The sequence below is a fragment of the Papillibacter cinnamivorans DSM 12816 genome (assembly GCF_900176335.1).
GTDB classification, from domain to species: Bacteria; Bacillota; Clostridia; order Oscillospirales; family Oscillospiraceae; genus Papillibacter; species Papillibacter cinnamivorans.
In genome coordinates this window covers 465,373-485,928 of sequence record NZ_FWXW01000001.1, presented here as the reverse complement: position 1 = coordinate 485,928, position 20,556 = coordinate 465,373, and the positions used below count along the sequence as shown (strand labels likewise).

At 59.5% G+C, this 20,556-nt stretch carries 20 protein-coding genes; all 20 read left to right on the top strand.

Annotation, left to right across the window (positions count from 1 at the left end; translation table 11 throughout):
• The first annotated feature begins 177 nt into the window (after positions 1-177).
• The 20 genes from B9A13_RS02420 (at position 178) to ftsW (ending at position 20,500) form a co-directional block, all read left to right on the top strand.
• A complete protein-coding gene (locus B9A13_RS02420; RefSeq protein ID WP_084233426.1) occupies positions 178-462 on the top strand; it encodes a YabP/YqfC family sporulation protein in 285 nt (94 codons plus the stop codon).
• A 9-nt stretch (positions 463-471) separates the two neighbouring features.
• Positions 472-1,662: a sporulation protein YqfD gene (gene yqfD / locus B9A13_RS02415; protein WP_084233425.1), complete on the top strand. Its 1,191-nt coding sequence runs from the start codon at positions 472-474 to the stop codon at positions 1,660-1,662.
• Between the two features lie 53 nt (positions 1,663-1,715).
• Positions 1,716-2,714 (top strand): PhoH family protein, encoded by a 999-nt coding sequence (locus B9A13_RS02410; protein ID WP_084233424.1) that lies wholly within the window; start codon positions 1,716-1,718, stop codon positions 2,712-2,714.
• The gene (ybeY, locus tag B9A13_RS02405) at positions 2,711-3,208 is read left to right on the top strand and encodes an rRNA maturation RNase YbeY (RefSeq protein WP_242942753.1); all 498 of its coding nucleotides are present in this window, start codon (positions 2,711-2,713) and stop codon (positions 3,206-3,208) included. The genes B9A13_RS02410 and ybeY overlap by 4 nt, the downstream gene beginning before the upstream one ends.
• Before the next feature lie 28 nt (positions 3,209-3,236).
• Complete coding sequence (locus B9A13_RS02400) at positions 3,237-3,698, top strand: diacylglycerol kinase family protein (protein WP_159447998.1); 462 nt, start codon at positions 3,237-3,239, stop codon at positions 3,696-3,698.
• Positions 3,689-4,579: a GTPase Era gene (gene era / locus B9A13_RS02395; protein ID WP_084233422.1), complete on the top strand. Its 891-nt coding sequence runs from the start codon at positions 3,689-3,691 to the stop codon at positions 4,577-4,579. Before B9A13_RS02400 ends, era begins: the two co-directional genes overlap by 10 nt.
• A 200-nt stretch (positions 4,580-4,779) precedes the next feature.
• The gene (recO, locus tag B9A13_RS02390) at positions 4,780-5,541 is read left to right on the top strand and encodes a DNA repair protein RecO (protein WP_084233421.1); all 762 of its coding nucleotides are present in this window, start codon (positions 4,780-4,782) and stop codon (positions 5,539-5,541) included.
• Positions 5,538-7,913 carry an endonuclease MutS2 gene (locus B9A13_RS02385; protein WP_084233420.1) on the top strand — a complete coding sequence of 792 codons (2,376 nt, stop codon included), beginning with the start codon at positions 5,538-5,540 and terminating at the stop codon, positions 7,911-7,913. The genes recO and B9A13_RS02385 overlap by 4 nt, the downstream gene beginning before the upstream one ends.
• Positions 7,914-8,089: 176 nt before the next feature.
• Positions 8,090-8,353: an HPr family phosphocarrier protein gene (locus B9A13_RS02380; protein ID WP_084233419.1), complete on the top strand. Its 264-nt coding sequence runs from the start codon at positions 8,090-8,092 to the stop codon at positions 8,351-8,353.
• Between the two features lie 58 nt (positions 8,354-8,411).
• Positions 8,412-10,238, top strand: coding sequence for an excinuclease ABC subunit UvrC (uvrC, locus tag B9A13_RS02375; protein ID WP_084233418.1), 1,827 nt, complete (start codon positions 8,412-8,414; stop codon positions 10,236-10,238).
• Positions 10,235-10,777 (top strand): 16S rRNA (guanine(966)-N(2))-methyltransferase RsmD, encoded by a 543-nt coding sequence (gene rsmD, locus B9A13_RS02370; RefSeq protein WP_084233417.1) that lies wholly within the window; start codon positions 10,235-10,237, stop codon positions 10,775-10,777. The genes uvrC and rsmD overlap by 4 nt, the downstream gene beginning before the upstream one ends.
• Before the next feature lie 157 nt (positions 10,778-10,934).
• Positions 10,935-11,420: a pantetheine-phosphate adenylyltransferase gene (coaD, locus tag B9A13_RS02365; protein WP_084233416.1), complete on the top strand. Its 486-nt coding sequence runs from the start codon at positions 10,935-10,937 to the stop codon at positions 11,418-11,420.
• Between the two features lie 4 nt (positions 11,421-11,424).
• The gene (locus B9A13_RS02360; RefSeq protein WP_084233415.1) at positions 11,425-11,910 is read left to right on the top strand and encodes a hypothetical protein; all 486 of its coding nucleotides are present in this window, start codon (positions 11,425-11,427) and stop codon (positions 11,908-11,910) included.
• A gap of 268 nt (positions 11,911-12,178) precedes the next feature.
• Positions 12,179-12,595, top strand: coding sequence for a division/cell wall cluster transcriptional repressor MraZ (gene mraZ, locus B9A13_RS02355; RefSeq protein ID WP_084233414.1), 417 nt, complete (start codon positions 12,179-12,181; stop codon positions 12,593-12,595).
• A gap of 32 nt (positions 12,596-12,627) precedes the next feature.
• A complete protein-coding gene (gene rsmH / locus B9A13_RS02350) occupies positions 12,628-13,560 on the top strand; it encodes a 16S rRNA (cytosine(1402)-N(4))-methyltransferase RsmH (RefSeq protein WP_084233413.1) in 933 nt (310 codons plus the stop codon).
• A gap of 45 nt (positions 13,561-13,605) precedes the next feature.
• Positions 13,606-14,142, top strand: coding sequence for a hypothetical protein (locus tag B9A13_RS02345; protein ID WP_084233412.1), 537 nt, complete (start codon positions 13,606-13,608; stop codon positions 14,140-14,142).
• Between the two features lie 86 nt (positions 14,143-14,228).
• The gene (locus tag B9A13_RS02340; protein ID WP_084233411.1) at positions 14,229-16,508 is read left to right on the top strand and encodes a penicillin-binding transpeptidase domain-containing protein; all 2,280 of its coding nucleotides are present in this window, start codon (positions 14,229-14,231) and stop codon (positions 16,506-16,508) included.
• A 105-nt stretch (positions 16,509-16,613) separates the two neighbouring features.
• A complete protein-coding gene (locus B9A13_RS02335) occupies positions 16,614-18,074 on the top strand; it encodes a UDP-N-acetylmuramoyl-L-alanyl-D-glutamate--2,6-diaminopimelate ligase (protein WP_084233552.1) in 1,461 nt (486 codons plus the stop codon).
• Between the two features lie 262 nt (positions 18,075-18,336).
• Positions 18,337-19,323 carry a phospho-N-acetylmuramoyl-pentapeptide-transferase gene (gene mraY / locus B9A13_RS02330; protein WP_084233410.1) on the top strand — a complete coding sequence of 329 codons (987 nt, stop codon included), beginning with the start codon at positions 18,337-18,339 and terminating at the stop codon, positions 19,321-19,323.
• Positions 19,324-19,351: 28 nt separating this feature from the next.
• The gene (ftsW, locus tag B9A13_RS02325) at positions 19,352-20,500 is read left to right on the top strand and encodes a putative lipid II flippase FtsW (RefSeq protein WP_242942752.1); all 1,149 of its coding nucleotides are present in this window, start codon (positions 19,352-19,354) and stop codon (positions 20,498-20,500) included.
• The last annotated feature ends 56 nt before the right edge of the window (positions 20,501-20,556 follow it).

Genomic DNA, 20,556 nt, shown 5'->3' with positions numbered 1-20,556 from the left:
ACTACAAGCCATTTCGGGCTTGCGCAGGGTATTTTCCCTCCGCTGCGGCACGCCGGAAGGCGCCGATTCGGGAGCGGAACCGGCGGGAGCGCGGGAAACTCTTCCCGGAGGGATAAAAGGCGGACTGGCAATAAGTTCCCGGACGGCGCATAAGCATGGCAGAGGGAGGTCTGCCGAATGGAGAAAAGACGAAAGGATGAGGGCGTGCTGCCCTGGGCCGCGGAGACCTTCGACCTGCCTGCCGACATTGTCGCGGGGCTCCCCCGGATCGAAATTTTGGGCTCGGGGGAACTGTTCATGGAACGTCACAGGGGAATTTTGTCCTACGACAACCGGGAAATCGACATCAGCGGAGGAAACATGACGGTGCGGATCAAGGGGGAGAATCTGGAACTGCGGGCCATGAACGGATACGAGCTTCGCATTACCGGGAACATTTCCGGAGTGGAATTTGAATATTGAGGTGGAACCATGCTGACGCTTGTGAATTTTCTCCGGGGAAGCGTGGAAGTGGAAATCGAGAGCGTCTTTCCCGAACGGATCATCAATCTCTGCTCCCAGAACGACATCCCCTTCTGGGGGCTCCGGTGGATGTCCGCCACCCGGCTGCGGATGAAACTGGAGAGGCGGCACTACAGGAAGCTCTGCGCCCGGGCCAAGCGCCTTTCCTGCACCATCACGGTGGTGGGACGAAAGGGAGTTCCCTTTTTCCTGGGCAGGTTCAAGAAGCGGTACGCCCTCATAGCGGGGCTCCTGCTTTTTCTTATGCTGATCCCCGGGTCGCTTTTTATCTGGGACATTCAGGTCTCGGGAAACAAGACGGTCACCGACCGGGAGATCCTGGAGGAACTGAAAAAACTGGGGGTTGGCATCGGCACCTTCGGCCCTTCCATCGATCCGGAGACCATCAAGCACCACGCTCTTCTGGACATCGGCGAACTGTCCTGGATCACGGTGAACGTTTCCGGCAGCCGGGCCTACGTCCTGGTGCGGGAGCGCACCGAGCCGCCCGAGATCGTGGACGAGAGCATCCCTGCCAACCTGGTGGCGGCGAAGACCGGGGTCATCACCCGCATGGAGGTCTACAACGGTTCCCCCCAGTTCAAGGCCGGGCAGACGGTTTTAGCGGGAGAGCTGCTGGTGAGCGGCGTGGTGGACACTCCCACCGTGGGGGTCCGATTCCTCCACGCGGAGGGAAAGGTATACGCCAGAACCTGGTACGAACTGTCCGCCGAGACGCCCCTCGCCGCCGAAGAAAAAGCCTATACCGGAAGGGAAACCACCCGGCTGACGCTGGTTTTGTGTGGCAGGAGAATAAATTTATACCTGGACGGTGGAATTTCCTTTGCCGACTATGATAAAATAAGAAGCGACAGGAAGATCCGGCTTCCCAACGGCATGACTCTGCCGGTTTCCCTTTCCGCGGAGACATACCGGGAATACGAGCCCGTTATTGTCCAGGAGGAGCGGCAGGCGGCGGAGGAGAGGCTGAAGCAAGCTTTGCTCCTGCAGCTTCGGCTGAAACTGGACCAGGGGGAAGTGCTGAACACCCGGTTTGACGTCGGGGAGCAGGACGGGGTATTGAAGGTAACGCTCACGGGCGAGTGCGAGGAGCAGATTGCGAAAACGACGGAAATCCCGGAGGAGAACCTGAAGCGGTAGCGATACGGCTTGACCGGGTAATCCTGCGGGGGCGAGGAGTGAATCAGGAGCGAATGATTGAACAAACGATAAGCATCGAGAGGCTGGAGCAGGCCATCAGCGTATTCGGCTCCTTCGACGAGAACATCCGGCTCATCGAAAACGAGCTGGGGGTCAAGGTGGTAAACCGGGACACGGAGCTGAAGGTCTCGGGAGAGGGAGAAAACGTGATTTTCGCCGTCCGGGTGATCGAGGGACTGCTGTCTCTGTCCGGTAAGGGCGAGCCGATTAACGAGCAGAACGTGCGCTATGTCATCGGTCTCGTGAAGGAAGGGCAGGAAGCCAAGATCTCGGAGCTGGCCAGGGGCGTCATCTGCGTCACGGCCAAGGGCAAGCCCGTGAAGGCCAAGACCATCGGCCAGAAAAAATACGTGGACGCCATCGCGAAAAACGTGATCACTCTCGCGGTGGGGCCGGCGGGCACAGGGAAAACCTACCTGGCGGTGGCTTCGGCGGTGGAGGCCTTCCGGAACAAGACTGTGAACCGGATCATTCTGACACGGCCGGCGGTGGAAGCCGGGGAGCGGCTGGGATTTCTGCCGGGGGACCTGCAGAGCAAGGTGGACCCCTATCTCCGGCCGCTGTACGACGCCCTCTTCGACATGCTGGGGGCGGAGACCTACAACAAATATCTGGAGCGGGGAAACATCGAGGTGGCCCCGCTGGCCTATATGCGCGGACGGACGCTGGACGACTCCTTCATCATACTGGACGAGGCCCAGAACACCTCCCGGGAACAGATGAAGATGTTTTTAACCCGACTGGGGTTCGGTTCCAAGGCGGTGATCACGGGGGACATCACCCAGATCGACCTGCCGGAGGACAAGGTGAGCGGCCTGAAGGACGCGATCCATGTGCTCTCCGACGTGGAGGGCATCGCCATCTGCATGCTCAGCGAGACGGACGTGGTGCGCCACGTGCTGGTGCAGCGCATCATCCGGGCCTACGAAAAACACGAGAAAAGGCCCGCCGCCTCCCCGGAGCGGCGGGAGAGAAAACGGAGCAAGACGTGAAGACGCATAAAGTCAACATCACGGCGGAAAAACGCGCTCTGGGAACCCGGGAGCTTAACGGTCTCATCCGGCGGTGCGTCCGGGGAGCGCTGAAGAGCGAGGGAGCGGAGCTCCCCTGCGAGATCAACGTCCTGCTCACCGACGAGGAGGGAATCCGGACCCTCAACCGGGAGTACCGCGACACGGACAAGCCCACGGACGTACTCTCCTTCCCCATGTTCGACCTCACCCCGGGAGAGCCCCTGCGGGAAGAGGACGCCGACCCGGAAACCGGGCTCATCCCCCTGGGGGATATCGCCATTTCCGTCCCCCGGGCGCGGGAGCAGGCGGCGGAATACGGACATTCGGAGGCCCGGGAGGCGGGATTTCTTACCGTCCACTCGGTTCTGCACCTTCTGGGATACGACCACACGGACGAGGGCGCGGAGCGCGCATGCATGCGGGAGCGGGAGCGGGCGATCCTGGAGGAACTGAAGCTTACCCGGGACGCATAAAGAGATTTCGGATACGGAGCGGATGGATATGTGGCTATATAAGCTGGGCCGCAGCTTTCGGTACGCCGGGCGGGGATTCGCCCACGTACTGCGGCGGGAGCGGAACCTGCGCATTCATCTGACGGCGGTATTTTACGTATCGTGGGCGGGGATACTGGGAAGACTGGGCGGAGCGGAATGGGCCCTTTTATGGATCTGCTTTGCCATGGTGATCGGCGCGGAGCTTTTCAACACGGCCATCGAAACTCTGGGCAACGCCGTGACCCGGGAAAAAAACGAAACGGTGGGGAAGGCCAAGGACGTGGCGGCCGGGGCGGTGCTGGTATGCGCCGTTGGCTCCGTGGGCGCGGCTGCGGGCATTTTCGGGTGCACCGGCGCGTGGAAAACGGTGCTGAGGAGCCTCGGGAGCAGCACCCCTTTATCCGTTATCGCAATTGCGACCGTTCCGGCGGCGATTTTATTTATCAGAGGAAGAGGGACATGGAAATAATAAAAACAGGCATGTTCACTATTGCAGGACGTCCCAACGTGGGAAAATCCACACTGATCAACGCCCTGGTGGGGGAGAAGATCGCCATCGTGTCGGACAAGCCCCAGACCACCCGGACCAGGATCCTGGGAGTGGTGAACCGGGGGGACACGCAGTTTGTATTCGCGGACACGCCGGGCTTTCACAAGCCCAGGTCCCGGCTGGGAGACTACATGATGAAGGTGGTCCGGGAGAGCGTCGCCGACGTGGACGCCGTGATCCTCGCGGTGGAGCCCACGGACCGGGTGGGAACACCCGAAGAGCTCCTGCTGGAGCGCATCCGGGAGAGCGGCCTGCCGGCCGTCCTGGCCATCAACAAGATCGACACCGTCAAAAAGACGGATCTTTTAAAGGTTATCGAAGCGTACCGGAAGGCTTACTCATTTGCCGCGGTGGTGCCCATATCCGCAAGGACGGGGGACGGGCTGGAGGAGCTTCTGGAGGAGCTGCGAAGCTTTACCGCCGATGGCCCGCAGCTCTTTCCCGACGGGATGACCAGCGATCAGCCGGAAAAGCAGATCGTGGCCGAAATCGTTAGGGAAAAGTTGCTGCTCTGCCTGGACAGGGAAGTGCCTCACGGCACAGCGGTGGAGGTGACCCGGTTTTCCGAGCGGGAGACGGGGATCATCGATCTGGAAGTCACAATTTATTGCGAAAAAGCAAGCCACAAGGGAATCATCATCGGGAAAAACGGCGCAATGCTCCGAACCGTCGGCACCATGGCCCGGGAAGAAATCGAGAAGTTCATGGGCACCAAGGTTTTCCTGGAAACCTGGGTCAAGGTGAAGGAAAACTGGCGGGACAGCCAGGCACAGATCCGCAATTTCGGCTACGAAGCATAAATTCCCTCGCATAGTCCAATCGGCGGTCAGGAATCCTATTTTTACAAAGGAGGCCTGATTTCATGAACGCCGAATTTTCCTGGAAACTGTTTCTGGAGACCGGATCACCGGTATTTTACCTTATTTATAAATTACAGGAACGGGCGGAGGCCCGGGGGCGCAAAACCGCGTAGCGGCCGCCCTACATAGCGGGGGACTGTATGCACAAGAAGACGCAGGGGCTGGTCCTGCGGGAAACCAGCATCCGGGAAACCGACAAGCTGCTGACGGTGCTGACCCGGGACGAGGGAAAGCTCACGGTGCTGGCCAGGGGCGCGAAGCGCAAGGGCAGCAGGCTGGTGAGCGCGTCCCAGCTGCTGGTCTATTCCGAGATGACCCTCTTCGAATACAAAAACCGGCACAGCCTGGATCAGGCGGAAACCATCGAGGTGTTCGGCGAGGTCCGCTCGGACGTGGAAATGCTCTCCCTTGCCTCTTATTTTGCTGAGCTGGCCGAGCTTTTATCCGACGAGGACTGCGCGACGCCGGAGATTTTGTCTCTGGTTCTCAATTCCATGCACGCCCTGGGAAAACTCCGAAAGCCGCAGGAGCTGGTAAAGGCGGTTTTCGAGCTGCGGCTCATGGCCCTCTCCGGCTTCGAGCCGCTGCTGGACGGCTGCGCCGTGTGCGGAAGAGAACCGGAGACGCCCTTTCTCAACGTGAAGCAGGGGGTGCTCCACTGCGGCGAATGCGCCGAGGAGGCGGGAGAGGGGATCTCCATGCCCCTGGACGAGGGGTCTCTCGCCGCCATGCGCCGCGTCGCTTACGGGGACCCGAGGCGGCTTTTTTCCTTTTTCCTCAAGGGCGAGGCCATGAAACGGTTTGCGGACGCCAGTGAGGTCTTTCTGCTGACCCAGCTGGAACGGGGCTTTTCCACTCTGGACTTTTATAAAAAACTCATTTCGACCAAGGAGATGCCATGAGCGAGCTGTATGAAAAATCCATTCAGACCCTGGAGCTTCCCCGGGTGCTGGAGCTGCTGGCGGAGCAGGCGGTGAGCGAGGCCGCCAAGGCGCGGGCCAGGAACCTCCGGCCCTCCGACGAGGCGGGCGATATCCGGCGGCGCCAGGCGGAAACCGGGGCGGCCAAGCACCTGATCGGGCTTCGGGGCGCGCCCTCCTTTCAAGGCGTCCGGGACGTGGGAGCGTCTCTGCAGAGAGCCGACATGGGGGGCATGCTGAACACCCGGGAGCTTCTGGACATTGCGGGACTGCTCCACGCGGCCCGGAGCGTGCGGGATTACGCGGGAGACGGGGAGGAAGCCGGGGAGAGCATCCGGCACCTTTTTATGTCTCTACGGCCCAACCGCTTTCTGGAAGATAAGATCACAGGAGCCATCGTAAGCGAAGACGAAATTTCGGACGGGGCAAGCGGCGAGCTTTCCTCCCTGCGGCGGCAGATGCGCTCAGCCAACGCAAGGGTGCGGGAAGTTCTGCAGAAGATGGTGACATCGGCGCATTACGCTAAATTTTTGCAGGACAACATCATCACCATGCGCTCGGACCGGTACGTAGTGCCGGTGAAGGCGGAATACAGGGGAGAGGTGCCGGGGCTGGTGCACGACGTGTCCGCCAGCGGCGCCACCTATTTCATCGAGCCCATGAGCGTGGTGCAGGCGAACAACGAGCTGCGGGATTTATCCGCCAGGGAGAAGAAGGAGATCGAGAGGATCCTTATGGAGCTGTCGGCGGACGCGGCGGGCTTTGCCGAGGAGATTCTGACCGATTACGAGCTTCTTTCGGCCCTGGATCTGATTTTTGCCCGGGGGCAGCTGTCCTACCGGATGAACGGAAGCGAGCCGGCGATAGGGGAGTCCGGAGGCCTGGCGCTGCGCCGCGCCCGGCATCCGCTGCTGGATCCCAAAACGGTGGTGCCCATCGATCTGCGCCTGGGAAGCGATTTTGATACGCTGATCATCACAGGGCCCAACACCGGAGGCAAGACCGTGGCGCTGAAAACCATAGGGCTTTTATCCCTCATGGCCCAGTGCGGCCTGCACATACCGGCGGGAGACGGAAGCCGGGTGCCCGTATACCGGAACATCCTGGCGGACATCGGGGACGAGCAGAGCATCGAACAGTCCCTGTCCACCTTTTCCTCCCACATGACCAACATCGTCTCCATTCTGGAAGAGGCGGGGCCCGGGGTTCTTATTTTGCTGGACGAGCTGGGGGCGGGGACCGACCCGGTGGAGGGAGCGGCCCTGGCCGTGGCGATCCTGCAGCACGCCCGGGAGAAGGGGGCTGTGCTGGCCGCCACCACGCACTATGCGGAGCTGAAGGTGTTCGCCATGACCAACGCGGGGGTGCAGAACGCCTCCTGCGAATTCGACGTGGAAACCCTGCGGCCCACCTACCGGCTGATCATCGGACTGCCCGGAAAATCCAACGCCTTTGCAATTTCCCGGCGGCTGGGCCTGCCGGAGAGAATCATTGAAAACGCTTCCAAGCTTTTAAACGGAGAAACGGCGCGGTTCGAGGACGTATTGTCCCGCCTGGAGCAGCAGCGCCAGGAGATGGAAAAGGAGCGGGGGGAGACCGCAAGGCTCTTACGCAAGGCGCAGGAAGACGCGGCGCGGGCCGGGGAATACCGAGAGCGGCTGGAGCGCGAACGGGACCGGGCGGCGGAGAAGGCCAGGGCCGACGCCAGGCGGATCGTGGAGGAGACCCGGCGGACTGCCGACGAAATCTTCCGGGATCTGGACGAAATGAAGAAGCAGAAGAGCGCGGACTGGCAGGCGGAAAACGACGCCAGAACGGAGATCCGGCGGAGACTCAACGAGAGCGACCGGGCCCTGAGCCAGAGCCCTGAAGAACCCGCGCCGCCGCCTTCGTCGAGGCCCCTCCGCCCGGGGGACACGGTGGAGCTTCCGGCCATGAAAAGCCGGGCCACGGTTTTGTCCATAGGCCGGGACGGAATACTGCAGCTGCAGGCGGGAATATTAAAGATCAGCGCCAGGGAGGACGAGGTGCGCCTGATAGACAATCCTCCGGAGCAGGCTGAGGTCAAAAAGTATCAGCAGCGGGCGGAGCAGAAGCTCCGGACCATGGGGGCTTCCCCGGAGATCGACCTGCGGGGAATGACAACGGAGGAGGCGGCGGACGCCACCGACCGGTTTCTGGACGACGCGGCCATGGGACGGCTCACCACCGTCACCATCATTCACGGGAAGGGGACGGGAGCTCTTCGCGCGGCGGTGCACGCGCGGCTCAGGAGCAATCCCGCGGTTAAGGACTTCCGGCTGGGCCGGTACGGCGAGGGGGAGAACGGCGTCACCATCGCAGAATTAAAATAGACAGGCAAAACCGCTGCGGCCCTAGAAAAAGATGAGATTTACCCCATCCCCAGGAAAGAAATAATCATTGACGATGATGGGCAAATTTGCTATTGTAATACTGGTGCAATGGGGAATTAATTCTGCAGGATCCTCTGCCGATACACAATACGAAACGATGTATAAGGGGTGCTACGATGTACATTCAGGAAGCGGTTGTCAAGAATCAGGTGGGCTTGCACGCAAGACCAGCAACTTTTTTTATACAAAAGGCCAACGAATTCAAGAGCAGTATCTGGGTGGAAAAGGATGAAAGAAGAGTCAACGCCAAGAGTCTGCTGGGCGTTTTGTCTTTAGGAATCGTAAAGGGAACCGCAATCCACATCATCGCAGACGGACCCGACGAGGTGGGCGCCGTGGGAGCCCTGGCGGAACTGATCTCCTCGGATTTCTCGGAATAACAAAAAGAACAAAAAAGCGCCGCGGAGCGGCGCTTTTTGCAACCTCGGGGTAAGAGCTATGACAGATCTCAAGGAAAAGGCGCGCCTGCTGCCCCTGCAGCCCGGAGTATACATCATGAAGGACCGGGCCGGCGGGGTGATCTACGTGGGCAAAGCAAAACAGCTGAAAAACCGGGTCAGCCAGTATTTTCAGGAGGGACCCCAGGCCCCCAAGACCGCCGTCATGGTAAGCCAGGTGGAGGATTTCGACGTGATCCTGGCCGACAGCGAGTTCGAGGCGCTGGTGCTGGAGGCTTCGCTCATCAAACGGCATCTGCCCAAATACAATATTCTTCTCAAGGACGACAAAGGGTATCCCTTCATCCGTCTGACGGAGGGGGAGGAATATCCCCGATTTTCCATGGCCGCAAAGCAGGCGGAGGACGGGGCGCGGTACTTCGGGCCCTACGGGGGAAGAAACGACACCCAGGCGGCGATCCACGCCGTCTGCAACGCCCTGAAGCTGCCCACCTGCAGCCGGAAATTTCCCCGGGACATCGGAAAGGAACGGCCCTGTCTCAACTTCCACATGGGGCGGTGCGACGGATACTGCCGGCCGGGGATGAGCCGGGAGGAGTACCGGAGCAAGATCGGCCAGGCGATCCTCCTGCTGGAGGGGAAGTTCGAGCATGTGACGTCGGAAATCAAAGCCGAGATGGAGGCCGCGGCGGAGGAGCTGCGGTTCGAGCGGGCGGCGGAGCTCCGAGACCGGATACAGGCCATCGAGCTTCTGGGAAAAAAGCAAAAGGTGATCCGCTCCTCCCGGCCGGACACGGACGCGGCGGGGTATTACAGAGGAGAGGCGAAAAGCTGCCTCGTCATCCTGCATTTTGCCGGCGGGGAGCTGGTATCGAAGGACGTGATGCTCTTCGGCGAGCCGGGGGACGAAGCGCCGGAGGAGGCTGTCGCCGCCGTGGTCAAGCAGTATTACCTTCCCCGGGACGTTTTTCCCCGGCAGATCCTGCTGCCCTGCGCCATGGAGGACATGGAGCCCTTCGCCCGGGCGCTGGGGGAGAGGGCGGGCAGGAAAGTATCCGTGGAGGCTCCCAAGCGGGGAGAAAAGGCGGAGCTTGTGGGAATGGCCGCAAGGAACGCAGAAGAGGAAGCCCAGCGGGCAGCCACCCGGGAGGAAAAGGTCTCCGGCCTTCTGGAGGCGCTGCGGAAGATGCTGGGAATGGAAGCGCGGCCGGAGCGCATCGAGGCATTCGACATTTCCAACACGGGAGGAGCCGACATCGTGGGCTCCATGGCCGTGTTCGAGGGCGGCCGTCCGCGGAAGCGGGACTACCGCCGTTTCAAAATCAAAGGGACCCAGACGCCGGACGACTATTATTCCATGGGAGAGGTTCTCTCCCGGCGGCTGAATAAATTATCCGAAAAGGACGAAAAATTTTCAGAGAGGCCGGATCTCATTTTGGTGGACGGCGGGCAGGAGCACGCGAGGATCGCCCGTTCCGCCCTGGAAGCAGGAGGATTTGCCATTCCGGTATTCGGAATGGTAAAGGACGACCGGCACAGGACGCGGGCCCTGGTGTCCCCGGAGGGGAAAGAAATCGGGATTCAGGCCAATCCGGGGGTGTTTTCTCTCATCGGGAGGATCCAGGAGGAGGCCCACCGGTTTGCCATCGAATACCACAGAAACCTCCGCTCCCGGGGAAGCGGGAGGTCCGTCCTGGACAAGATCCCAGGAATCGGACCCGAGCGCAAAAAGCTCCTTCTGCGGGAATTCAAAAGCCTCCGGGCGATCCGGGCGGCTACGGAGGAAGAGCTTTCCGCCGCCGTGCCCAAAGATGCGGCCAGGGCCGTATACCAGTATTTCCACGGGGAGGAGAAGAAAGAGCCATGAGGGTTATCACGGGAACGGCCAGGGGCCGAAAGCTGAAAGCGCTTCAGGGGAATGAGACGAGGCCCACCGCGGACCGGGTGAAGGAGGCGGTGTTCAGCGTCATCCAGTTCGACGTGGAGGGCAGGAGGGTGCTGGACCTGTTCGCAGGCTCCGGACAGATGGGCATCGAGGCGCTCAGCCGCGGCGCGTCTTCCGCCGTATTTGTGGACATGAGCCCCCAGGCCGCGGCCGTTATCCGGGAAAACCTCTCCGCGGCCGGATTCACCCGGAACAGCCGCCTGGTGACGGCGGACGGCATCGGATTTCTCTCCTCCGCGAAGGAGCAGTTCGACCTCATTTTTCTGGATCCGCCCTATGCCACAAAACTCATAAATCAGGCGCTGAAACTCATTGAGGGATTTGACATTTTAGCAAAGGATGGTATAATTATCTGCGAAAGCGACGTAAAATCACCCGAACCGGAGGCGCCTTCCCCCCTCCGTCTCCACCGGGAGTATCGGTACGGGAGAACAAAAATCCGTTTTTATACCAAAGGGTAGCCGCGCCGGAAGCAGTCCCCGCATTCAATAAAACCCGGTAACCCGGGCGAATTCGGCGCGCCGCTCGCCGCCCAACCAGCGGCAGCCGCGGTGTTTTGCAACAGGGAAGCCGGAAGGGCGCCCGAAACATCCCGCACGGCGGCTTGCGGAGAATAGGATGAAAATCGCTGTGTATCCCGGGAGCTTCGACCCGGTTACGCTGGGACATCTGAACGTGATCAAGCGGGCGGCCGTCAGCTTCGACCACGTGATCGTCTGCGTTATGGCAAATTCGGACAAAAACCCTATCTTCACTCCCGAGGAGCGGGTGGAACTCATCCGCAGGGTGGTTACAACCATCCCCAACGTGGAGGTGGACCATTCCTCGGAGCTTCTGGCGAAATATGCCGAGCGGAAGGGCGCCTGCGTCATCGTCAAGGGACTGCGGGCGGTATCCGATTTTGAAAAGGAATTCCAGATGGCGCTCATCAACCGGAAGCTCAACCCCAATCTGGACACCATGTTCGTTACCGCCAGCGAAAAATATATGTACTTAAGCTCCAGCGCCATCAAGGAAATGGCGAAATACGAGGTGGATCTCACGGAGTTTCTTCCCCGGGAGATCATTGAAGACGTCAGGAAAAGGATGAAAAACAGGAGGTAAACCTATGGCAGGCGGAGTGGACGAACTGCTGGACATGCTCTATGAGATGGTGGAAGAGGCGCACGGCGCCCTGTTTGGAGGCGACAAATGCGTTCTGGACAGGGACAAGGTGCTGGATTTACTGGATGAAATTAAGGCACAGATGCCGGCGGAGCTGGCCGAGGCCAGGAAGCTGGTGGGCGCCCGCAGCGATTATATCAGCGCGGCAAAACGGGAGGGCGAACTGATCCGGAAGCAGGCCGAGGAAGAAGCAAAGCGGCTGGTTTCGGAGAGCGAGGTGCTGCTCACCGCACGACAGAAGGGACAAGAAATCGTCACTACGGCGGATGAGCGGGCAAAGGAGCTCAAACGGGTCTCCAGTGAGTACGCCGAGGACGCCCTAAAACGCACCGAGGAGGCCATCGCGGAGGCGCTGAACGAGGTCAAGCAATCCAGAGCGCGGTTCCGCGCAGCGGCGGGGCAGGCCATACCGCCCGCCGGCAAGGCATAAAGCATCCGAACAACTACATATATCCTATTTATAAATGCCACCACAAGATATAGAGGGGGCATTTATTTTTTTGGCGTTACGTCAATCGAACATATGTTTTATGTTGCTAAAATGATAAGTTTTGGCGGAAAACCACCTTTTTTAAATAAAAAAAATAAAAAAATTTCTATTGCAATTTCCAAATGCATGCCGTATACTGAAAATAAAAGTGGGGAAAAGTGGCGTTATGTAGGGCAAAAACCCACGAACGGACAGGGGGGTGGTAAAAATGACGGGGGAATATCAGCATACCATCGACTCCAAGGGCCGTCTTTTTATCCCCGCAAAGATCCGGGAAGAGCTGGGAGATACCTTTTATCTCACAATAGGAATGGATTCCTGCCTGTCCATCTACTCCCAGAGAAGCTGGGACGGATTCACGGAAAAATTTGAAAGCCTGCCCTACACCAAGACGAAGGGAATGCGCACCCTCTTTGCCAACGCGGCCAAATGCGAGCTGGACGGGCAGGGAAGGATTTTAATCCCGGGTAAGCTCAGACAGTACGCGGGCCTTTCCAAGGACGTCGTGGTCATCGGCGTTTCCACCCGGGCGGAGATCTGGGATGCCCAGCGCTGGCACGCCCTGGAGGAAGAGGAGCTCACGCCGGACAAGCTCTCCGCCGTCATGGAGGAGCTGGGCTTCTGATCGGCAAATCAGAGTAGGGGAGGCCGATATCAATGGAGCTTCGTCATCGGCCGGTACTGCTCCGGGAGTGTATCGAGGGACTTGCCGTCAAGCCGGACGGAATTTACGTGGACGGCACGTTCGGCCGCGGGGGCCACTCTCTGGAAATTGTCCGGAGACTCGCCACCGGCCGCCTTATCTGCATCGACCGGGATGAAACGGCGCTGGAAGCCGGTAGGACCCTCCTGGAGGAGTTCGGAGACACCGTCACTTTCGTCCACGCAAATTTCCGGGAGATTGCCGCTGTTTTGGCGGAGCTTGGGATCCCGGGCACGGACGGGATGCTGTTCGACCTGGGGGTTTCCTCTCCGCAGCTGGACGACAGCCGCCGGGGATTTTCCTATATGACGGACGCCCCGCTGGACATGCGGATGGACCAGTCCTCGTCCCTCACGGCCTACGAAGTGGTGAACCGCTGGAGCGGGGAAGAGCTCAAGCGGATTTTATACCAATACGGCGAGGAGCGCTACGCCGGCTCCATCACCGCCGCCATACTGCGAAGGCGGGAGGCCTCGCCCATCCAAAGCACGCTGGAACTGGCGGGAATCATCCGATCGGCCATGCCCGCCGCGGCGCTGCGGGAAGCGCAGCACCCGGCAAAAAGGAGCTTTCAGGCCATACGTATCGCGGTGAACGACGAGCTTGCCGCAATTTCACAAATGATTACGGCTGCGGCAGATTGCCTGAATCCGGGAGGCCGCCTTGCCGTAATTTCCTTTCACTCTCTGGAGGACCGAATCGTAAAAAACGCCATGCAGTCCATGGCGAAAGGGTGCACCTGTCCGCCGGATTTTCCCGTCTGCGTCTGCGGAAGGAAACCGACGATAGACATCCTTACGAAGAAGCCCGTTGTTCCGACGGAGGAAGAGCTGACGGAAAACCCCAGATCCCGAAGCGCAAAGCTCCGGATCGCCAAAAAACGCTAAAGCGGAAGGGAAGTGCGGCCCGTGCAAGCGGCATCTGCAAAGCGCATGAAATATACGAGGAGCGCCACGGTGGGAAGCGTCGCCCTGGACCTGGGATACCTGGAAAGGCGCGCCGCCGCGGAAAGGACCCTGGACAGGCCATATGAACCGCGCACCCTGCCGCGTGTCCGGCAGGAAGAGAAAACCCGGACCCGGGCCAGAGCGCGGGAGCAGCAGAGCGTTTCCCTGTTCGCCGTTACGGGTTTTGCCGCTGTGGCGGTGCTGTGCGTTCTGCTTTTATTCAGCTATGTGCGCCTTACCGAGCTTTCCGACTCGGTGGTGACCCTTCGGAACCAGTATACCGATCTCAAAGCGAATGAAGCCTCTCTGCTTGCCGAGTACGAAAGCGCCTTCGACCTTTCCGCCATCGAGGAAGAGGCTATGGCGGAAGGAATGAAAAAGCCCCAGAGCGGGCAGGTCTATTACCTGGATCTGTCCGGCCCGGACAAGGCGGTCGTCTACAACACGGAAAAAACGGGATTCGCGGCGCTGCTCGCCAACGTCGGAAAAGGATTTTACACGGCAGTGGAATATTTCAGATAAGCCGGGCTATATATTGAACATGGCAGCGAAACGGGGGAGTAAGAAGGAATTTCTTGCTCCCGCCTTGGCATAACAGGGGTGTATCAATGAGAAAAAGCGCGAACGGGAAAGAAACACCGGCGGGACGCAGGGCGAACAGAGCGATTCTCAGCCGTACTCTGTTTTTATTGGTCGTATTCGGGATCATGGTCTTCGCCCCGCTGTTTTATCAGCTGTTCAAGCTGCAGATTGTGGAGCATGAGAAATATGAAAACCTCGCGGTGGAGCAGCAGACCCGTTCGGTCTCGGTTTCAGCTTCCCGGGGCACAATCTATGATACCAACGGCAACATCCTGGCCATCAGCGCCAGCGTGGAGACCATATTCATCTCCCCCAAGGAAATCGAGGAAAACAAGCAGGACGTGGATCTGATCGCCGAGGGACTGTCCAGCATCCTGGGGGTGGACGCGGACAAGATCCGGGAAAAGGCGGCCAAGACCAATTCCCAGTACGAAACCGTCAAGATCAAGGTAGAAAAGGACGTGGCGGACCAGGTACGGGAATTCATCAACGAAAACAACATCAAGGGGATCCACCTGGTGACGGACACCAAGCGGTACTATCCCTACGGTACCCTGGCCGCCCAGGTCATCGGCTTCGTGGGAACGGAAAACTCCGGCCTTTACGGGGTGGAAGCGCTGTATGAAAGCGTCCTCAAGGGACAAAACGGACTGATCGTCACCGCGAAGAACGCGAAGGGAACGGACCTCCTGTACAAATACGAGCAATATTACGACGCCCAGAACGGAGAAAGCCTGGTTCTTACCCTGGACACCACAATCCAGCACTATGTGGAAAAAGGCCTTGCCGAGGCGGTGGAAAAATACAACGTCAAAAACGGCGCCTTCGGCATAGCGATGGACATCAACACGGGAGCCATTCTGGCCCTGGCCAACGTTCCCAATTACAACCTCAATTCCCCCAGCACGGTGGCCGACGAGGACACGGCGGCGGAGCTGGCCTCCCTGAAGGCCGCGGGAGATGAGTCATATCCCACCCGCCTGGCAGATGCCCAGAAGGAACAGTGGCACAACAAGGCGGTTTCCTATACCTATGAACCGGGCTCCACCTTCAAGGCCCTCACTCTGGCCATGGCTCTGGAGGAAAAGAAAGTATCCCTCAGCGATACGTTTTACTGCTCCGGTTCCATTACCGTCAAGGGCTGGCCGAAGCCCATCAAGTGCCACAAGACCACGGGACACGGTCTCCAGACCCTCACCCAGGCGGTACAGAACTCCTGCAACGTGGCTTTCATCCAGATCGGCCTCAAGGTGGGCGCGGAGACCTTTTACGAGTATGTGAAGAACTTCGGGCTCCTTAACAAGACGGGGGTGGATCTCCAGAGCGAAGGCGGCAGCATATTCTTCGACTTCAATCAGTTTACCAATCCCGACAACCTGTCGAGCCTGGCGGTTGCTTCCTTCGGGCAGACCTTCAAGGTCACGCCCATCCAGCTGATCACGGCGGAGGCGGCGGTTGCAAACGGCGGGCACCTGATGAAGCCGTATGTCGTTAAGGAGGTTCTGGACTCCGACGGTAACACGGTGAAGACCACCGAGCCTACCGAGGTGCGCCAGGTGATCAGCGAAGAGACCTCCGCCACCGTCCGGCAGATTCTGGAGAGCGTGGTCTCCACGGGAACCGGAAAGAACGCCTATGTGGCCGGATACCGCATCGCCGGGAAAACGGGCACTTCGGAAAAGCGGGACGAGGACACGGGGGACGTGGTGGTTTCCTTCATGGGATTTGCGCCGGCAGACAATCCCCAGGTGATCCTCCTCATCGGCCTGGACAGCCCCAGCCGGGACACCGGATACTATGTCAGCGGCGGCGTGATGGCCGCCCCCGTGGCGGGCTCCATTCTCGCGGATATCCTGTCGTACATGGGCGTAGAACCGGAATACACCACGGAGGAGCTTTCCAGCGTGGACGCCGTGGTACCTCAGATGAAGGGAATGACCCTGGAGCAGGCGAAAGCCGCCCTGAACCTGGAGGGATTTTCCTATCGGGTGGTAGGCAGCGGCGGGACCGTTACCGATCAGACTCCGGCCGGCGGCGCCAGCGTTCCCAAGAGCGCCCAGATCGTTTTGTACATGGGAGAAGATAAACCCACCGCTCTCTGCACGGTGCCCAGTATTAAGGGAATGACAGCGGAAGCGGCAAACAAGGCGATTACCAACGCGGGGCTGTGTATGCGGGCCACCGGAGCCATTGCGGCCTCTTCCTCCTCCGTGTCCGCCACCGGGCAGTCTCCGGCGGCCGGCGAAAAGGTGGAGGCGGGCACGGTGGTGACCGTGCAGTTCACCGACACCAGTATTCACGATTAACGCGCAGAAGGTTTACCGACGCGGGAAGGCAGCGGCCCTCCCGCCTGGAACCCGCGCCGCCTCCGGCGGCGCGGGAAAAGGAACCGGATGGAGGTCGGAACAAAAGTGAAGCTAAAGGAACTGCTCCGGGACGTAGTCATACTCTCTTCCACAGCTGACATGGAAACGGAAATCCACAGCGTCTGCTACGATTCCAGAAAGGTTTCCCCTGGAGATCTGTTCGTGGCCATCGAGGGCTTTGAAACGGACGGACACGCGTATATCCCCCGGGCGTTGGAAGCCGGGGCCGCCGCCGTGGTGTGCCAGAAGGCACCGGAGGACGGCGTGCCGCACGTTATGGTATCCTCTTCCCGGCGGGCGCTCGCGGTAATTTCGGCGAACTTTTTCGGGCGGCCCGCGGAGAAAATGAAGTTCATCGGCATTACGGGCACCAACGGAAAAACTACTACGACCTACCTGGCAAAGCGACTGCTGGAGCAGGCTCTGGGCGCCAGGGTGGGGCTCATCGGCACCAATCAGAACCTCATCGGGGAGCGGGTCCTTCCCACGGAGCGGACCACCCCCGAATCCTTCGAGCTGCAGCGGCTGTTCCGGGAGATGCTGGACGCGGGATGCACTCATGTGGTCATGGAGGTCTCCTCCCACGCGCTGGTCCTGGAACGGGTATACGGCGTTTTCTTTGAAACCGGAATTTTCACCAATCTGACCCAGGACCACCTGGACTTCCACAAGACCATGGAAGCCTATATGGAAGCCAAGGCAATTTTGTTTCAAAACTGCCGGACCGGGATTATCAATCTGGACGATCCCTGGGCCGGGGAGATGATCCAGCGGGCAGACTGCGAAATTTTTACCTTTTCCGAATCCAAAAACGAGGCGGATCTGGTGGCAAAAAACATCCGTCTTTACAACGACCGGGTGGAATTCGAAGCGGTGTCCATCGGTATGATCCAGCGCATGGAGGTGCACATCCCCGGAAGCTTTACCGTTTACAACGCCCTGGGGGTCATCGCTCTGGGGCTGACGATGGGGATCGATATTTCCCGGATCGCCGCGGTGCTGAAGCAGGCCGGGGGGGTCAAGGGCCGGATGGAGGTGGTGCCCGCGGGCACCGACTACACCGTGCTCATCGACTACGCCCACACGCCGGACGCTCTGGAAAACCTCCTTCGTTCCGTAAAAGGATTTGCCAGGGGACGGGTGGTGGCCCTTTTCGGCTGCGGCGGGGACAGGGATCCCATCAAGCGGCCCATCATGGGAAATATCGCTGCGGAACTCGCGGACTTCGTGATCGTCACCTCCGACAACCCCCGGACGGAAGAGCCCGGAGCGATCATCCGGGACATTCTGAAGGGAATGGAGGAGACCAAAACGCCCCATATCGTGATTGAGAATCGGCCGGAGGCCATCCGCTACGCCATGGACCACGCCCTTCCCGACGACATCGTGGTGCTGGCGGGGAAGGGCCACGAGGACTATCAGATCATCGGCAAGGAAAAGCACCATCTGGACGAGCGGGAAGTAATCGCCGCCCACCTGGCGGAACAACAGGGAAAAAACAGTTGATTTTCTCTGGTGCTTTGTGGTATAACAACCGCGATGCGGCTGTTATACCCGGTGATACGGCGCGGTTTGCTCCCGCCCGGAGGGCGGAACCGCAAACGATGCCAAATGGCGCGAAACGCCGCGCGTTTGCGGTAAAATGGCCGCGATGCGGCCGGAACGGATGTAAAACAGAGCTGCCGAGCGGTTTTCCCACGGAGAACGGGGCACGGATCCGGAAAGATTCCGGATTGCCTGCGCGGTATGCGGTACGGAGGTTAAAACGATGCGCCTGACGCTTTCTTGCGCTTTGTCCTTTCTCATCACCTTTTTCGTGGGCAGGGCGCTGATCCCCTGGCTGCGCAGGATGAAAGCCGGGCAGAGCATCCGGGAGGACGGTCCAAAATGGCACCTGACCAAGCAGGGAACCCCCACCATGGGCGGGATCATGTTCATCGTGGGGATCGGGGCCGCCGTTCTCATCGCCGGATGGAAGGATCTGAAAAGCGGGTCCTGGTCGGCGCTTTTCATCTACCTGATGGCGCTGGTGTTCGGGCTTATCGGATATGCCGACGACTATGAAAAGGTGAAAAACAAGCGGAACCTGGGGCTTACCGCGCTTCAGAAATTCTCTTTGCAGCTGGCCGTGGCCCTGGCTTTTCTGACGCTGATGCGGCTCACCGGCAATTTGAGCTCCAACCTGTACATCCCCTTCGCGGACGTATCCGTCGTTCTTCCGTGGCCGCTGTATCTGGCCTTTGCCGCCTTTGTCATGGTGGCAACGGTGAACGCGGTGAACCTCACCGACGGCGTGGACGGCCTGGTCACCGGGGTGACGATCCCCGTGGCAGTGTTCTTCACGGCGGCGGCGGCCCTCTGGGGCTTTACAGACCTGGGTGTATTTTCGGCGGCCCTCCTGGGAGGCCTCGCGGCATTTCTGATCTACAATTTCCACCCGGCGAAGGTATTCATGGGAGACACAGGTTCCCTGTTTCTGGGCGGCGCGGTATGCGGAATGCTCTTTGCCTTCGACATGCCCCTCATTATGCTTCTTGTGGGAATCATATATATCGCGGAGACACTGTCCGACGTGATTCAGGTGGCGTATTTCAAATGGTCCCACGGCAAGCGCATTTTCCGCATGGCGCCGCTGCACCACCATTTTGAAATGGGCGGGTGGAGCGAAGTGAAGCTCTTCTGGGTTTTCAGCGGAATTACGGCGGCGATGTGCCTGCTTGCCTACGCTGGAATTTTGAGCCGGTACGGGCGATGAATACTGAAACCGAAAGGAGGCGGGGAGCATGACTAAAGTACACAGAGCTGAACTGAGGGAGGAACAGCTGGCCCGGTTCGGCCCCATGGATCTGCCGTTTCTCATGCTGGTGCTGCTGCTTTCGGGCATCGGCCTCGTTATGGTGCTGTCGGCCAGCTTTGCCTCTTCCTACTATGAATCAGGAAACGCGATCTTTTATTTTACCAAGCAGGCCGTTTTCGCAGGAGCCGGCATTGCAATCATGTTCGTCGTCTCCCGGATGGACTATCAGGGCTTCCGGGGGCTTTCCCTGCCGGTGCTGCTGCTTTCGGGTATCCTGATGATCGCGGTCCTGATCCCCGGGATCGGCGTTCTGCGCAACGACGCGCGGCGCTGGATCGACATCAAGGTGACCACCTTCCAGCCTTCGGAGCTGGCCAAACTGGCGGTCATTCTGTATTTTTCCGCCTCCATTTCCAAAGCGAAGGATAAAATGCGCACCTTCCGCTACGGCGTGCTGCCCTATGGGATGGTCCTGATGGTCATCGCCGTCCTTTTGATGATGGAGCCCCATCTTTCCGGAACCATTCTGATCCTGGGCGTCGGCGCCGCGCTCTTATTCGTTGGGGGCGTGCGTCTGTACTGGTTTATCGGCGGCGGAGCTTTAGTTGCCGCCGCGGGATATTATATCGTGGGAATTATGGGATACGGCAGTTCGCGGATCGAGTTGTGGAAAGACCCGTTTTCCGATATGATGGACAAAGGATACCAGATGGTCCAGTCGCTGTACGCCATCGGTTCGGGAGGACTGCTGGGAGTGGGCCTGGGAAAAAGCCGCCAGAAATTTCTTTATCTCCCGGAGGAGCACAACGACTTTATTTTTGCCATTACCTGCGAGGAACTGGGCTTCATCGGAGCTTCCATCATCCTCATCCTCTTTGCCCTGCTGATCATCCGGGGCTATTGGCTGGCGATCCACTCCCGGGACCGTTTCGGCTCCCTTCTTATTGTGGGCATCACCACCCTAATGGCGATGCAGGTTTTCCTTAACGTGGCGGTGGTTTCCAACCTGGTGCCGGCCACGGGGATCTCCCTCCCGTTTTTCAGCTACGGCGGGACGGCGCTGATGATTCAGCTTACGGAAATGGGGATTGTGCTGAGCGTTTCGCGGCAGATCCCGGCGCCCCGGGCAGGGTAGCCCCGCTCAACAGAAATAATGCCCGACCCGGGTTCGAGAATCCCGGCGCCCCGGAG

Coding starts and splice junctions, on each gene's coding strand:
- B9A13_RS02420 (WP_084233426.1), top strand. CDS start 178: ATGGAGAAAAGACGAAAGGATGAGGGCGTGCTGCCCTGGGCCGCGGAG.
- yqfD (WP_084233425.1), top strand. CDS start 472: ATGCTGACGCTTGTGAATTTTCTCCGGGGAAGCGTGGAAGTGGAAATC.
- B9A13_RS02410 (WP_084233424.1), top strand. CDS start 1,716: ATGATTGAACAAACGATAAGCATCGAGAGGCTGGAGCAGGCCATCAGC.
- B9A13_RS02400 (WP_159447998.1), top strand. CDS start 3,237: ATGTGGCTATATAAGCTGGGCCGCAGCTTTCGGTACGCCGGGCGGGGA.
- era (WP_084233422.1), top strand. CDS start 3,689: ATGGAAATAATAAAAACAGGCATGTTCACTATTGCAGGACGTCCCAAC.
- recO (WP_084233421.1), top strand. CDS start 4,780: ATGCACAAGAAGACGCAGGGGCTGGTCCTGCGGGAAACCAGCATCCGG.
- B9A13_RS02385 (WP_084233420.1), top strand. CDS start 5,538: ATGAGCGAGCTGTATGAAAAATCCATTCAGACCCTGGAGCTTCCCCGG.
- B9A13_RS02380 (WP_084233419.1), top strand. CDS start 8,090: ATGTACATTCAGGAAGCGGTTGTCAAGAATCAGGTGGGCTTGCACGCA.
- uvrC (WP_084233418.1), top strand. CDS start 8,412: ATGACAGATCTCAAGGAAAAGGCGCGCCTGCTGCCCCTGCAGCCCGGA.
- rsmD (WP_084233417.1), top strand. CDS start 10,235: ATGAGGGTTATCACGGGAACGGCCAGGGGCCGAAAGCTGAAAGCGCTT.
- coaD (WP_084233416.1), top strand. CDS start 10,935: ATGAAAATCGCTGTGTATCCCGGGAGCTTCGACCCGGTTACGCTGGGA.
- B9A13_RS02360 (WP_084233415.1), top strand. CDS start 11,425: ATGGCAGGCGGAGTGGACGAACTGCTGGACATGCTCTATGAGATGGTG.
- mraZ (WP_084233414.1), top strand. CDS start 12,179: ATGACGGGGGAATATCAGCATACCATCGACTCCAAGGGCCGTCTTTTT.
- rsmH (WP_084233413.1), top strand. CDS start 12,628: ATGGAGCTTCGTCATCGGCCGGTACTGCTCCGGGAGTGTATCGAGGGA.
- B9A13_RS02345 (WP_084233412.1), top strand. CDS start 13,606: ATGAAATATACGAGGAGCGCCACGGTGGGAAGCGTCGCCCTGGACCTG.
- B9A13_RS02340 (WP_084233411.1), top strand. CDS start 14,229: ATGAGAAAAAGCGCGAACGGGAAAGAAACACCGGCGGGACGCAGGGCG.
- mraY (WP_084233410.1), top strand. CDS start 18,337: ATGCGCCTGACGCTTTCTTGCGCTTTGTCCTTTCTCATCACCTTTTTC.
- ftsW (WP_242942752.1), top strand. CDS start 19,352: ATGACTAAAGTACACAGAGCTGAACTGAGGGAGGAACAGCTGGCCCGG.